The following is a 14248-nucleotide window of genomic DNA, read 5'->3' on the forward strand; positions in this document are numbered from 1 at the left end:
TCTCCTCGTCCGTTGTGACCGGGCCCGCGTCAGGCCAGGCCGGCGATCAGCTCGGCCACCGGCTTGCGGCGGCCGGTGTAGAAGGGGATCTCCTCGCGGACGTGGCGCCTGGCCTCGGAGCCGCGCAGGTGGCGCATCAGGTCCACGACGCGGTGCAGCTCGTCCGCCTCGAAGGCGAGGACCCACTCGTAGTCGCCCAGCGAGAAGGAGGCGACCGTGTTGGCCCGCACGTCCGGGAAGTCCCGGGCCATCTTGCCGTGGTCCGCCAGCATCCGGCGGCGGTCCTCGTCGGGCAGCAGATACCACTCGTAGGAGCGGACGAACGGGTACACGCTCACGTAGTCGCGGGGCCGCTCGTCGGCCAGGAAGGCCGGGATGTGCGACTTGTTGAACTCGGCCGGGCGGTGCAGGGCCATGTTCGACCAGACCGGCTCCAGCGCCCGGCCCAGCCGCGTCCGGCGGAAGAGGTTGTACGCCTCCTGGAGCGCGTCCGCGGTCTCCGCGTGCCACCAGATCATCACGTCCGCGTCGGCGCGCAGTCCGGAGACGTCGTAGGTGCCGCGCACCGTGACGTCCTTGGCGGCGAGCTGCTCGAAGAGCTCGGTCACCTCGTCCCCGAAGCCGGTGCGGTCCTCGGGCAGCGCCTCGCGCAGCCGGAAGACGGACCACAGGGTGTAACGGATGACGTCGTTGAGCTCCTTGGCGCGCTTGCCCAAGGGCCTGTCGGGTGCAGCAGTCATACGGCCATTCTCCCCCGCTACTCGGCGGCCTCGTCCCGCGGTCCCGGCGGCAAGGTACGCAGCAGGTCGCTGGCGGCCCGGTGGGCGCCGGCGACGCACGCCGGGATTCCGACGCCCTCGTAGGCCGCGCCGCACAGCGCCACCCCGGGCAGCGCGTCGAGATAGCCGCGGACCCGGGCCACCCGGGCGAAGTGGCCGACGGTGTACTGCGGCAGCCCGTCGATCCAGCGGGTCACTCGCGAGTCGACCGGCTTGACGGCCAGCCCGGTGGCATCGCCCAGGTCCTCCAGGGCGGCCCGCACCAGCTCGCCGTCGTCCCAGCCGAGCGGCCCCTCCTCGCCGTAGCGGCCGATGGAGACGCGCAGCAGGAAGAGGTCGGGATCGGCCGCGGCGGCCCAGTCCCACTTGCCGCTGGTGAACGTGGCCGCCTTGATGGTGCGTCCGTCCACCGCGGGCACCAGGAAGCCGCTGCCGCGCGGCAGCCGGGCCAGGTCGGCGCGCCGGAAGGCGAGAGTGACGATGGCCATCGAGGCGTACTCGACGGCGGCCAGCTCACCGGCCGCCGCGGGCGCCTCGGCGGCCAGCAGCCGTGCGGCGGCCCCGGCCGGGACGGCGAGCACCACGCCGTCGGCGGCCAGCGAGCGGCCGTCGTCCAGCGCCGCCGCCCAGCCCCTGGCCGTGCGGCGCAAGCCGGTGACGGAGATACCGGTCTCCAGCGCGGCGCCCTGCTCCCGGCAGGCGTGGGCGACCGCCTCGGCGAGCGTCCCGACACCTCCCTCGATGCCGGTGAACACCGGCCGCGCGGGGCCGTCCTCGGGCGACTGGCGCTGGAGGGAGCGGACGGCGGCGAGCAGCGAGTCGTGCTCGCGGGCCGCTTCGAAGAGGCGCGGCATCGCGGAGCGCAGCGAGATCCGGTAGGCGTCGCCGGCGTAGACCCCGCCGAGCAGGGGATCGACGAGCCGGTCCACGACCTCGTTGCCCATGCGCTCGGCGACCAGGCGGCCGACGGCGGTGTCCTCGCCGAGGTCGAGCGGGGGCAGCTCGGTGTCGCGGGCGATCTGGGCCAGCCCCGCGTCGGAGAGCACCCCGGCCAGGGCGGCGGCCGTCGCGGGCACGCCCATCACCTGCCCCCGCGGCATCGGGCGCAGGGCCCCTCTGGTCCAGATCGCGGCGCTGGTCACCGCGGGCGGGCGCAGCGCGTCGCCGAGGCCGACGGCGCGGGCCAGGTCCACGCCCTCGGGACGGCGGGCCAGAATCGATTCGGCGCCGAGGTCCACCCGGACCCCGCCGACCTGCCCGGTGCGGAGCTTGCCGCCCAGGTGCCCCGAGGTCTCCAGGAGGGTGACCCGGACCCCGGCGGTCAGCAGCCGGTGAGCGGCGGCGAGACCGGAAATCCCGCCGCCGACGACGATCACATGCATGTCTCCACTGTCGCAGACGCCCGGCCCGGCCCGGCGCGAGACCCTGGCGGGAAGGCTCAACGGCCGTGCGAACACTGGAAGTTGAAGAGAACGTAAGCACACGTATCCGGTCGTTCGGCACGGCGCCGGTGGCGCCACGCTTCGCCCGGTGATTCGGCGGGCGAGGCGCGGTCCCCCCGCGTTACCGTCATCGGTGCCGTCGCCGTCGCCGCCGGTGGGGTCGCCGTCAGCGAGCGGTCTGCTCGTGCACGTAGGCCACCAGACGGCTGATGGCGTCGGGGTCGGTGTCGGGGAGCACGCCGTGGCCGAGGTTGAAGATGTGGCCCGGCAGCCCGGCGGCGGCGTCCAGCACGCGCCGGGCCTGGACCTCCACGGCCTCGCGCGGCGCGAACAACACGGCCGGGTCCAGGTTCCCCTGGAGGGCCTTGTCCGGGCCGACGCGGCGGGCCGCCTCGTCCAGCGGCACCCGCCAGTCGACGCCGACGACGTCCGCGCCCGCCTCGCCGAGCAGCCCGAGCAGCTCGCCGGTGCCGACGCCGAAGTGGATGCGCGGCACCCCGTACCCGGCGACGGCGTCGAAGACCTTGGTGGAGGCGGGCAGCACCGCGCGCCGGTAGTCGGCCGGGGAGAGGGCGCCGACCCAGGAGTCGAAGAGCTGGACGGCGGAGACGCCGGCCTCGATCTGCACGGCGAGGAAGGCCGCCGTGATGCCCGCGAGCCGGTCGAGCAGCTCGGCCCACAGCTCCGGGTCCCCGTACATCAGGGCCTTGGTGTGCTCGTGGTTGCGCGACGGACCACCCTCGACCAGGTAGCTGGCGAGCGTGAAGGGGGCACCGGCGAAGCCGATCAGCGGGAGGTCGCCCAGCTCGCCGGTGACCATGCCCACAGCCTCCGTCACGTACTTGACGTCGTCCGGCTCCAGCGGGCGGAGCTGGGCGAGGTCGGCACGGCCGCGGATGGGCCGGGCGACGACGGGCCCGACACCGGGCTTGATGTCGAGGTCGACACCGATGGCCTTGAGCGGCACGACGATGTCGCTGAAGTAGATGGCGGCGTCGACGCCGTGCCTGCGCACCGGCTGGAGCGTGATCTCGGTGACCATGTCGGGGCGCATGCAGGAGTCGAGCATGGCGGTGCCCTCGCGGAGCTTGCGGTACTCGGGGAGGGAACGCCCGGCCTGGCGCATGAACCAGACGGGGGTATGCGGCACGGACTCGCGGCGGCAGGCGCGCAGGAACGCGGACTCGGTCACTGTCACGGGAAGAAGTCTCCCATGCCCCGCGGATTGGCCGGGCGCGGGTGTGGCTACCGCCGGGCGGCCGTTCGGGCGCCTAGGGTTACCGGCCATGGCAGCGTCTCGAACCCACCAGGCGGAGGAGTCCGGAGATATGAACGACCCTGGTGTAGCGGGTCCGTTCGCCTTCCGGGAGGCGGTGGCCGCGCTGGAGGCGGCCCGGCCGAGGTCCGAGGTGCGGCTGTCCCCGCTCCCGGCGCCGCGGCGGCTGGCGCCGTTCGCGCACGCGCTGGCGGCGACGGTGGGCGCGGACGGGGAGGAGCTGGCCGACGGCCGTTTCGTCCTGCTGCACGATCCGGCCGGTCAGGAATCGTGGCAGGGGGAGTTCCGGGTCGTGACGCTGGCCCGCGCCGACCTCGAACCGGAGCTGGCCGCCGACCCATTGCTGCCGGAGGTGGCGTGGTCATGGCTGACGGAGTCGCTCGACCTCCGCGCCCTGACGTACCGCGAGGCCAACGGGACGGTGACGCGGGCGGGTTCGAGCTTCTTCGGCGGTCTGGCCGACCGGCCCGCGCGCGCGGAGCTGGAATTGCGCGCGTCCTGGACGCCCGCGGACCCGGCCGAGGTGGGCGGACATCTGCTGGCCTGGTGCGGTCTGCTGGCGCAGAGCGCGGGCCTGCCGCCGGAGACGAGCGGCCCCGCGGTGACGGCTCTTCCCCGCCGCCGGGGCCCCCGTCCGGCGTGAGCGGGACGGACGGCGCGGGGGCGGGTCCGGAATGACGAATCACCGGTTCGTGATCATTCTCTAAAGCCGCCGGAGATTCCTGCCGAAGAGGTTCAGTGACCCTTCCATCCGGATCGCCCCGACTCCTCCCCAGGAGTCTGATCCGTCCTCACCCCACCCCTCTCGGGAGGCCCGGTGTCTGTTCTTCTTGAGCACCCCACAAGCCTCGTCGCCTACCGCCCCAACAAGCCGACGGCCATGGTCGTCGTGGCCGACCCTCGTGTCCGTTCCACCGTGACCCGCCACCTGTGGGCTCTCGGCGTCCGGGACGTCATCGAGGCGTCGTCCATCGCCGAGGCCCGTCCCCGTGTCGCGAATCCGCGCGACATCTGTGTAGCCGACGTCCATCTCCCCGACGGATCGGGGCTGACCCTGCTGTCCGAGACCCGGGCGGCGGGCTGGCCCAACGGTCTGGCCCTCTCCGCCGCCGACGACATCGGCGCCGTCCGCAACGCCCTGGCCGGAGGCGTCAAGGGCTATGTCGTCACCGGCACCCGCAACAATCTCGGTCCACCTTCCCGGCACGGCGCGGCCCACCTCGGCGGCGCGGCCCGGATGCACCGTCGCCAGCCCGGCGCCCCGGCGCATCAGGGCGGGTACCGGGAGCTTTCCGGGCGCGAGGTCGAGGTGCTGCGGCTGGTGGCGGAGGGCCAGTCGAACAAGGCCATCGGCGTCTCCATGGGGCTGTCCGCCCTGACCGTCAAGAGCCACCTCGCCCGTATCGCCCGCAAGCTCGGCACGGGAGACCGGGCCGGGATGGTCGCCGTCGCCCTCCGTACCGGAATCATTCACTGAGAAGGCACCGATTCGTCACCCCCGGCCCCTTGCCGCAGGGCGGGCGCCGGGGGCGCGCGGAGACGTCGTGCACCATGCGCACACAGTTACCCTTGACAGGTGACCGACGCCCAGCAGACAGCCGAAACAGCCTCCGGACTCTCCACCTCTGAGCCGTCGGGCCCGGCGCCGGTCCCTCTGCTGGCCCCCCGCGAGGGCGTGCCACCGGTCATCACGGACGACGCCGCGCTCGCCGAAGCCGTCGCCGCCTTCGCGGCGGGCACCGGCCCCGTCGCCGTCGACGCCGAGCGCGCCTCCGGGTATCGGTACGGGCAGCGCGCCTATCTCGTCCAGCTCCGCCGCGAGGGCGCGGGCACCGCGCTCATCGACCCCATCGCCTGCCCCGATCTCTCCGGGCTCGGCTCCGTGCTTCTCGCCAGCGAGTGGGTGCTGCACGCGGCGACCCAGGATCTGCCGTGTCTGCGGGACATAGGCATGGTGCCCACCCGGCTCTTCGACACCGAGCTGGCCGGCCGGCTCGCGGGCTTCGCCCGGGTCGGCCTCGGCGTGATGGTGGAGACCGTTCTCGGCTACAGCCTGGAGAAGGGCCACTCCGCCGTCGACTGGTCCAGCCGCCCCTTGCCCGAGCCGTGGCTGCGGTACGCCGCGCTGGACGTGGAGTTGTTGACCGACCTGCGGGACGCGCTGGAGGAGGAGCTGACACGGCAGGGGAAGCTGGAGTGGGCGCTGGAGGAGTTCGCCGCCATCGCCGCCGCTCCCCCGCCGCCGCCCCGCAAAGACCCCTGGCGCCGCACCTCGGGCGTGCACAAGGTGCGCAGGCGCCGACAGCTCGCTGTGGTCAGGGAGCTGTGGAGCGCGCGGGACCAGGTCGCCCAGCGGCGCGACCTGTCCCCGGGCAAGGTGCTGTCGGACGCGGCGATCGTCGCCGCCGCCCAGGCCATGCCCGCCGATGTGCGTGCGCTCGCCGGGCTGCACGGCTTCGGCCACCGGATGGGCCGCCGCCAGCTCCAGCAGTGGCAGACGGCGATCGACCGGGCCCGGGAGCTGGCCGAGGCCGAGCTGCCGCAGCCGAGCCAGCCGACCGCCGGCCCGCCGCCGCCGCGGGCCTGGGCCGAGAAGGACCCGGCCGCCGCGGCCCGGCTGACGGCGGCGCGGGCCGCCGTGACGGCGCACGCCGAGGAGCTGAATCTCCCACAGGAGAACCTGCTGGCACCCGATGTGGTCCGCCGGCTGTGCTGGGAGCCCCCGGCGGACCCGGCTCCCGAGCGGGTCGCCCAGGCCCTGCGACTGCTCGGTGCCCGCGAGTGGCAGATCGCCCAGACGGCCGACCTCCTGACCGGGGCTCTCGCCGAGAGCGCGTAGCGGCCTCGCGGCGGGCGCGTAACGGGGGCTTTGCGCCAAGTCGGTTCGAATCGCGATGTGACGTACGACGCTGGGCATCGTCCGGCCTTGCCACAGGGTTACCGACAAGTAGCATGGGCGGTGGAACGCACATCTTCGGCGTGGAGGAGAAGCCATCGTGCCGCGTACCGTCAGGGACGTCGTCTTTGTGGACGGCGTCCGCACCCCGTTCGGCAAGGCGGGTCCCAAAGGGATCTACCACGAGACCCGCGCCGATGATCTCGTCATCAAATGCATTCGTGAGCTGCTGCGGCGCAACCCCCAGCTCCCGCCGGAGCGCGTCGACGAAGTCGCCGTCGCCGCCACCACCCAGATCGGCGACCAGGGCCTCACCATCGGCCGGACCGCCGCGATCCTCGCCGGGCTGCCCAAGAGCGTTCCCGGTTACGCCATCGACCGCATGTGCGCGGGCGCGCTGACGGCCGTCACCACCACCGCGGGCGCGGTGGCGTTCGGCTCGGCCGACATCGCCATCGCGGGCGGCGTCGAGCACATGGGCCGGCACCCGATGGGTGAGTCCGTCGACCCCAACCCCCGCTTCGTCGCCGAGAAGCTCGTCGACGAGTCCGCCCTGTTCATGGGCATGACGGCGGAGAACCTGCACGACCGCTTCCCGCACCTGACCAAGGCGCGCGCCGACGAGTACGCGGTGCGCAGTCAGGAGAAGGCCGCCAAGGCGTACGCCGACGGCAAGATCCAGCCCGACCTGGTGCCGGTCGCCATCCGGCGCACCAGCCCGGACGCCGGCGAGGTCGGTTGGGGCCTGGCCACGGCGGACGAGCCGATGCGCCCCGGGACCACCCTGGACGCGCTGACCGGCCTGAAGACGCCGTTCCGCGCCCACGGCCGGATCACGGCGGGCAACTCGGCGGGCCTCAACGACGGCGCGACCGCCTCGGTCATCGCCGCCGAGGACGTCGCCCGGGAGCTGGGCCTGCCGGTGAAGATGCGGCTGGTCTCCTTCGCCTTCGCGGGCGTCGAGCCCGAGGTGATGGGCTTCGGGCCCGTGCCGGCCACGCGGAAGGCGCTGGCGCAGGCCGGACTGACGATGGATGACATCGGCCTGCTGGAGATCAACGAGGCGTTCGCCGTCCAGGTCCTGGCGCTGCTGGACGCCTACGGCATCGCCGACGACGACCCGCGCGTGAACCAGTACGGTGGCGCGATCGCCTACGGTCACCCGCTGGCCTCCTCCGGTGTCCGGCTGATGACGCAGCTCGCCCGGCAGTTCGAGGACAGCACGCACGTCAGGTATGGCCTGACGACCATGTGCGTGGGCTTCGGCATGGGTGCGACGGTCATCTGGGAGAACCCGCACTGGGAGGGCAAGTGAGCAAGACCACTGAGCTGTTGAAGAGCGCGGCCGAGGTGTTCCCGGACGAGGTGGTCACCCAGGCCCCCGTTCGTCACCTCGCTCTGCCCGGGGGTGCCGGGCGGTTCGCGCTGATCACCCTGGACAACGGGTTCGACCACACCAAGCCGACCACCTTCGGGCCGCAGTCGCTGACCAACCTCGACGCGGCCATCGACCAGGTGGCCGCCGAGGCCGAGGCCGGCGAGATCGTCGGTGTCGGCATCACCGGCAAGCCGTTCATCTTCGCCGTGGGCGCCGACCTCAAGGGCGTCGAGGTGCTGAAGAAGCGCGAGGACGCGCTGACCATCGGCATCGGCGGCCACGAGGTGTTCAAGCGTCTGGCCGCGCTGCCGGTGCCGACGTTCGCCTACTACAACGGCGCGGCCATGGGCGGCGGCGTCGAGGTCGGCCTGCACTGCGCCTACCGCACGGTGTCGCAGTCGATCGCCGCGTTCGCGCTGCCCGAGGTCTTCCTCGGTCTGGTGCCGGGCTGGGGCGGCTGCGCGCTGCTGCCGAACCTCATCGGCGCCGACCGCGCGGTCACCGTCATCATCGAGAACGCGCTCAACCAGAACCGGATGCTCTCCGGCCAGAAGGTCTACGAGCTCGGCATCGCGGACGCCATCTTCGAGGGCGCCGACTTCCTGGAGCAGTCGCTGCTGTGGACATCGGCCGTGCTGCGCGGCGAGATCGAGGTCGTGCGGCAGGACCCCGACCGCGGCGAGGCGTGGGACCAGGCGGTGGCGCGCGGCAGGGCCATCGCCGATGAGAAGGTGCACGGCGCGGCTCCCGCCGCCTACCGGGCGCTGGACATCATCTCCCAGGTCCGCAACGGCGACCTGCGCGAGGGCTTCGCGGCCGAGGACCAGGCGCTGGCCGACCTGATCATGGGCGATGAACTGCGCAGCGGTCTGTACTCGTTCAATCTGGTGCAGCGCCGGGCCAAGCGGCCGGCGGGCGCCCCGGACAAGTCGCTGGCCCGGAAGGTGTCCAAGGTCGGCATCGTGGGCGCGGGCCTGATGGCCTCACAGCTCGCGCTGCTGTTCGCGCGCCGTCTGGAGGTGCCGGTGGTGCTCACCGACATCGACCAGGCGCGGGTCGACAAGGGCGTGGGCTGGGTCCACGAGCAGATCGACATGCAGCTCCTGAAGGGCCGCGTCAACCAGGACAAGGCCAACCGGCTCAAGGCCGCGGTGACCGGGTCGCTGGACAAGGCCGAGGCGTTCTCCGACGCGGACTTCGTGATCGAGGCCGTCTTCGAGGAGATGGGCGTCAAGCAGCAGGTGTTCGCCGAGCTGGAGGCCGTGGTCCCGGAGCACGCGATCCTGGCGACCAACACCTCCTCGCTGTCGGTCACCGAGATGGCGTCCCTGCTGAAGCACCCCGAGCGGGTCGTCGGCTTCCACTTCTTCAACCCGGTGGCGGTGCTGCCGCTGCTGGAGATCGTGCGGGCCGAGCAGACCGACGACGCCTCGCTGGCGACGGCGTTCTCGGTGGCCAAGACGCTGAAGAAGTCGGCCGTGCTGGTGAAGGACGCCCCGGCGTTCGTCGTCAACCGCATCCTGACCCGCTTCATGGGCGCGGTGCTCGGCTCCATCGACGAGGGCACGCCGGTCGAGGTGGCGGACGGGGCGCTGGCTCCGCTGGGGCTGCCGATGTCCCCGGTCGTGCTGCTCGACCTCGTCGGCCCGGCGGTCGCCCACCACGTGGCGGGCACCCTGCACGGGGCCTACCCGGATCGGTTCCGCACGTCGGAGAATCTGGCCCGCGTGGTCGAGGCCGGCAAGCGGACGTTCTACGTCTACGATTCGGGCAAGCCCGAGCTCGACCCCGAGGTGGAGGCGCTCTTCCAGGTGGGCACCACGGTGCTCACCGAGGAGCAGGTGCGCGACCGGGCTCTGGAGGCGATCGCCGAGGAGATCGGTCTGATGCTGGACGAGGGTGTGGTGGCCGAGGCGCAGGACGTCGACCTGTGCCTGATCACCGGCGCGGGCTGGCCGTTCCACCTGGGCGGTATCACCCCGTACCTGGACCGCGAGGGCATCAGCGAGCGGGTCGTCGGCCGGCGCTTCCTGCCGGTGGGCACGGCCAGCGTTCCCGAGTGACGTCCGACCGTACGGGACGCGCGGCGCCCGGCTCGCCAGTGGCGGGCCGGGCGCCGCTCGTCGTGGTGGACGGTGCCAACGTGGTCGGCTCGGTGCCGGACGGCTGGTGGCGGGACCGGCACGGCGCGGCTGAGCGGCTGCGCGACCGGCTGACGGGCTATCCGGACCCGGCCGAGGTGGTGCTGGTGGTGGAGGGCGCGGCGCGGGGCGTCGCGCCGGTGCCGGACGTCCGGGTGGTGCCGGCGCCGGGCAGCGGGGACGACCGGATCGTGGAGCTGGTCCGGGAGGAGGGCCGGGAACGGCGGTGCGTGGTGGTGACGGCCGACCGGGAGCTGCGGGAGCGGGTGATCGCGCTGGGCGCCGAGGTGGCGGGGCCGCGCGAACTGCTGGCGAGAATTTCTCCCGGGGACCGATGAGTTCCGGTCGGGACCGCTGTCTATCCCTGTGACGGCCGCGGCACGCGGACGCGCACGAGAGGGATGAGGCCAGCATGTCCACGATGATCTTCGTCAACCTGCCCGTGAAGGACCTGGAGCGCTCGAAGACGTTCTTCGGGAAGCTGGGGTATTCGTTCAACCCGCAGTTCACCGACGAGAACGCCGCCTGTCTCGTCATCAGCGACACCATCTTCGCGATGCTGCTGGTCGAGCCGTTCTTCAGGACGTTCACCAAGAAGGAGATCGCGGACCCCGCGACGAGCACGACGGTGATCATCGCGCTCAGTGCGGAGAGCCGCGAGCAGGTGGACGACCTGGCGGACCGCGCGCTGGCCGCCGGGGGGCAGCCGGCCATGGAGCCCCAGGACCAGGGGTTCATGTACGGCCGGAGCTTTCTGGACCCCGACGGCCACCAGTGGGAGATCATCTGGATGGACCCGGCCGCGACGCAGGGCTGACCCGCGCGGGCCGGGCCGGGTCCCGGGTCACTCGCGGCCGAGCTGGGCCTCCGCGGCGTCGTAGCGGCCGTCGAGGCGGGCGACCAGTCCGGTGACCTGGCGGGCGATGTCGGGGGCGGTGAGCCCGACCTCGGCCAGGATCTGTTCCCGGGTGCCGTGTCCGAGGAAACGTTCCGGGATGCCGAAGTCGCGCAGCGGGACGTCCACGTCGGCGTCGCGCAGGGCTTGGGCGACGGCGGATCCGACGCCGCCCGCGCGGCTGTTGTCCTCGACCGTGACGACCACCCGGTGGCCGGCGGCCAGGGCGGGCAGCGCGGGGTCCACCGGCTTGACCCAGCGCGGGTCGACGACGGTGGCGGTGATGCCCTGCCGGCCGAGCAGTTCGGCGACCTCCAGGCAGGTGGTGGCGAGGGCTCCGACGGAGACGATCAGCACGTCGGGGTGGTCGGACCCCGGGCGGCGCAGCACGTCCATGCCGCCGACGGTGTCCACGGCGGGGACCGTGGTGCCGACCTTGCCCTTGGAGTACCGCACGACGGTGGGCGCGTCGGGGACCGCGACGGCCTCGCGGAGCTGGGCGCGCAGCTGCTCGGCGTCCCGGGGGGCGGCGAGCCGCAGGCCGGGGACGCACTGGAGGATCGACATGTCCCACATGCCGTGGTGCGAGGCGCCGTCCGGGCCGGTCACCCCGGCGCGGTCGAGCACGAAGGTGACGCCGCAGCGGTGCAGGGCGCAGTCCATCAGCAGCTGGTCGAAGGCGCGGTTGAGGAAGGTCGCGTAGACCGCGAAGACCGGATGCAGGCCGCCGGTGGCCAGGCCAGCGGCGGAGACCGCGCCGTGCTGCTCGGCGATGCCGACGTCGAAGACCCGGTCGGGGAACTCCTCGGCGAACGCCTGGAGGCCCACCGGGCGGAGCATGGCCGCGGTGATGGCCACGATGTCCTGGCGCTCGCGGCCGATCCTGACGATCTCGTCGCCGAAGACGGACGTCCAGTCGGCGCCCGAGGCGGCGACCGGCAGGCCGGTGTCGGGGTGGATGACGCCCACCGCGTGGAACTGGTCGGCCTCGTCGTCGCGGGCCGGCTGGTAGCCGCGGCCCTTCTCGGTCAGGCAGTGCACGATGACCGGGCCGCCGAAGCGCTTGGCGCGGTGGAGGGCGGACTCCAGGGCCTGGATGTCGTGGCCGTCGATGGGGCCGAGGTACTTCAGGCCCAGGTCCTCGAACATGCCCTGGGGGGCGATGACGTCCTTCAGGCCCTTCTTGGCGCCGTGCAGCGTGCCGTAGAGCGAACGGCCCACGACGGGGGTGCGGTTGAGCATCTGCTTGCCCCGGGCGAGGAAGCGCTCGTACCCGTCGGTGGTGCGCAGGGTGGCGAGGTGGTTGGCGAGGCCACCGATGGTCGGCCCGTAGGAGCGCTCATTGTCGTTGACGACGATGACCAGCGGGCGGTCCTTGGCGGCGGCGATGTTGTTCATCGCCTCCCAGGCCATGCCGCCGGTGAGGGCGCCGTCGCCGGTGACGGCGACCACGTGGCTGTCGCCGCCGCGCAGCTGGGTGGCCTTCGCGAGGCCGTCGGCCCAGCCCAGGACGGTCGAGGCGTGGCTGTTCTCGATGACGTCGTGCTCGGACTCCTCGCGCGAGGGGTAGCCGGAGAGGCCGCCCTTGCTCCGCAGCGCGGAGAAGTCGCGGCGACCGGTCAGCAGCTTGTGCACGTAGGACTGGTGGCCGGTGTCCCACAGGATGCGGTCGGTGGGTGAGTCGAAGACGCGGTGCAGGGCGATCGTGAGCTCCACGACGCCGAGGTTGGGACCGAGGTGTCCGCCGGTTCTGGCGACGGCCGTGATGAGGAAGGAGCGGATTTCCGCGGCCAGCTCCTCCAGTTGGGCGGGGCTCAGCCGGTCGAGATCGCGCGGTCCCGAAACGCGGGTCAGCAGCGGCACCTTTCCTCCTTGCGTCGGGCGCTTGGGCGGCCGTCCGACGAGTTTAATGTGACCAGTAGGACCCTCGCGATCTCAGGATGGGAGATACGTCACCCGACGGGCGCGCGCCGGGCCGCCGCCGATGCCCGGACCGCTCCGCGACCGTTCGCGTCCGTCCCGCGTCAGGTTGGGCTCCGGGCCGGACCGCATCGGACCGGACCGGACCGGATGGGGGACAACGGCGGTCGCGGTGGTGCGGCAGGGGCCGGGGCGCGGTGTCACAAAGTAAATGCACCGTTCAAGCGCTTCGCTGCCCGGGCTCAGGCCGTGGCGGGGCTGGGAGTCAGCAACATGCCGTCGCCCATCTCCCGCAGCGCCAGGGCCAGGGCGCCCAGGACCTCGGCCCGGCCACCGAGGGCGCCGGAGACCACGGAGAGCTGGCGGGCGGCGCTGGGAATGGCGTAGCGGCTGACGGAGTCGCGGATCGGGGCGAGCGCGATCTCGCCCGCCTCGGCCAGGCCGCCGCCCAGCACCACGCGGCTCGGATTCAGCAGATTGCAGAGCAGGGCCACTCCGGTGCCGATGTGGCGGCCGATGTCCACGACGACGCGGCGGCATCCGGGGTCGCCCTCCCGGGCGAGCTGGACGACCCGCTGCATCGTCAGGTCGCGGCCGTGGCTGGCGTAGAGCAGCGGCAGGACGTGCCGGGCGGCGGTGAACGTCTCCAGGCAGCCCCGGTTTCCGCAGCGGCAGACCGGCCCCGACTCGTCCAGCGTGATGTGCCCGATCTCGCCCGCCGTGCCGCCCGGGCCCCGGTAGATCTGCCCGTTGATCACCAGCCCGGCGCCCACGCCGCTGGCCACCTTGATGTACGCCAGGTCGTCCACGCCCCGGCCGCTGCCCCAGACCAGCTCGCCCAGGGCGCCGAGGTTCGCGTCGTTGTCCACGTGCACCTGGACGCCGGTTCTGGCGGCCAGCTCCTCGCGCGGGTTCGTGCCGCTCCAGCCGGGGAGGATCGCGGTCGAGCCGAGCACGCCGGTCTCCACGTCGATCGGCACCGGGACGCCGAGGCCGATGCCGACGACCTTGCCCCGGTCCACGCCCGCGACGCCGAGCAGCCGGGCGACCAGCTTCTCGGCGCGGTCGAATCCCTGGCCGGCCGAGGCGTCCACGTCGATGGGCTCGGCCTCCTCGGCGAGGACCTGGTGGGCCAGGTTCCCGACGGCGACCCGCAGGTGGGAGTGGCCGAAGTCGACGCCGACCACCACCCCGGCGTCCGAGGAGAGCGAGACGCTGCGCGCCCGGCGTCCACCGGCCGAGGTGGGCCGGACCTCGACGGTGCCCAGTTCCTTCAGCTCCCGAACGATGTTGGACACCGTGGCCGCGGACAGACCGGTGGTCCTGGCGATGTCCGCCTGGGTCAGCGAGCCGGCGGCACGCACGGCGCGCACCACTCGTTCCAGGTTGGCGCGGTGCAGCGACGACTGCGACCCCGGAGTCTGCACGGCTTGCTCCACTTCGGTCACTTGGGCGAGCACGGCCATGGGCCCGCCGGCCGCCCCGACAGGGTGGGAGACGGCGCCGCGCCCACTATATGAA

The 14248-nt window shown here is 72.8% G+C and carries 12 protein-coding genes; 7 read left to right on the plus strand and 5 right to left on the minus strand.

Annotated features, from left to right (window positions below):
• Positions 1-29: 29 nt before the first annotated feature.
• The 3 genes from hemQ to hemE all read right to left on the minus strand — a co-directional run bounded on the left by hemQ (position 30) and on the right by hemE (position 3509).
• Positions 30-740: a hydrogen peroxide-dependent heme synthase gene (hemQ, locus tag OIE51_RS05990; RefSeq protein WP_326596081.1), complete on the minus strand. Its 711-nt coding sequence runs from the start codon at positions 738-740 to the stop codon at positions 30-32.
• Between the two features lie 17 nt (positions 741-757).
• Entirely contained in the window at positions 758-2161 is a 1404-nt protein-coding gene (gene hemG, locus OIE51_RS05995) for a protoporphyrinogen oxidase (RefSeq protein WP_326596082.1), read from the minus strand.
• Between the two features lie 226 nt (positions 2162-2387).
• Positions 2388-3509, minus strand: coding sequence for a uroporphyrinogen decarboxylase (gene hemE / locus OIE51_RS06000; protein WP_326596083.1), 1122 nt, complete (start codon positions 3507-3509; stop codon positions 2388-2390).
• 40 nt (positions 3510-3549) lie between these two features.
• On the opposite strand from hemE, the gene OIE51_RS06005 reads away from it, so the two are divergent.
• The 7 genes from OIE51_RS06005 to OIE51_RS06035 all read left to right on the plus strand — a co-directional run bounded on the left by OIE51_RS06005 (position 3550) and on the right by OIE51_RS06035 (position 10729).
• On the plus strand, positions 3550-4140 hold the full coding sequence (locus tag OIE51_RS06005) for a DUF3000 domain-containing protein (RefSeq protein WP_326596085.1): 591 nt from the start codon (positions 3550-3552) through the stop codon (positions 4138-4140).
• A gap of 174 nt (positions 4141-4314) precedes the next feature.
• Complete coding sequence (locus OIE51_RS06010) at positions 4315-4974, plus strand: response regulator transcription factor (RefSeq protein WP_059011374.1); 660 nt, start codon at positions 4315-4317, stop codon at positions 4972-4974.
• A gap of 99 nt (positions 4975-5073) precedes the next feature.
• The gene (locus OIE51_RS06015) at positions 5074-6336 is read left to right on the plus strand and encodes an HRDC domain-containing protein (RefSeq protein ID WP_326596088.1); all 1263 of its coding nucleotides are present in this window, start codon (positions 5074-5076) and stop codon (positions 6334-6336) included.
• Positions 6337-6493: 157 nt separating this feature from the next.
• The gene (locus tag OIE51_RS06020; protein ID WP_326596089.1) at positions 6494-7708 is read left to right on the plus strand and encodes a thiolase family protein; all 1215 of its coding nucleotides are present in this window, start codon (positions 6494-6496) and stop codon (positions 7706-7708) included.
• Positions 7705-9834 carry a 3-hydroxyacyl-CoA dehydrogenase NAD-binding domain-containing protein gene (locus OIE51_RS06025; protein ID WP_326596090.1) on the plus strand — a complete coding sequence of 710 codons (2130 nt, stop codon included), beginning with the start codon at positions 7705-7707 and terminating at the stop codon, positions 9832-9834. The genes OIE51_RS06020 and OIE51_RS06025 overlap by 4 nt, the downstream gene beginning before the upstream one ends.
• Complete coding sequence (locus tag OIE51_RS06030; protein WP_326596091.1) at positions 9831-10250, plus strand: NTP pyrophosphohydrolase; 420 nt, start codon at positions 9831-9833, stop codon at positions 10248-10250. The genes OIE51_RS06025 and OIE51_RS06030 overlap by 4 nt, the downstream gene beginning before the upstream one ends.
• 74 nt (positions 10251-10324) lie before the next feature.
• Positions 10325-10729 (plus strand): VOC family protein, encoded by a 405-nt coding sequence (locus OIE51_RS06035; protein ID WP_326596092.1) that lies wholly within the window; start codon positions 10325-10327, stop codon positions 10727-10729.
• A 27-nt stretch (positions 10730-10756) separates the two neighbouring features.
• Here the strand turns inward: OIE51_RS06035 and dxs are convergent, their stop codons facing one another.
• Together dxs and OIE51_RS06045 are read right to left on the minus strand one after the other, a co-directional pair.
• Positions 10757-12670 (minus strand): 1-deoxy-D-xylulose-5-phosphate synthase, encoded by a 1914-nt coding sequence (gene dxs / locus OIE51_RS06040; RefSeq protein ID WP_326596093.1) that lies wholly within the window; start codon positions 12668-12670, stop codon positions 10757-10759.
• Positions 12671-12969: 299 nt separating this feature from the next.
• A complete protein-coding gene (locus OIE51_RS06045; protein ID WP_326596094.1) occupies positions 12970-14154 on the minus strand; it encodes an ROK family transcriptional regulator in 1185 nt (394 codons plus the stop codon).
• Positions 14155-14248 lie beyond the last annotated feature (94 nt).

Origin of the sequence: Streptomyces sp. NBC_01803, from assembly GCF_035917415.1 — a bacterium.
Taxonomy (GTDB): domain Bacteria; phylum Actinomycetota; class Actinomycetes; order Streptomycetales; family Streptomycetaceae; genus Streptomyces.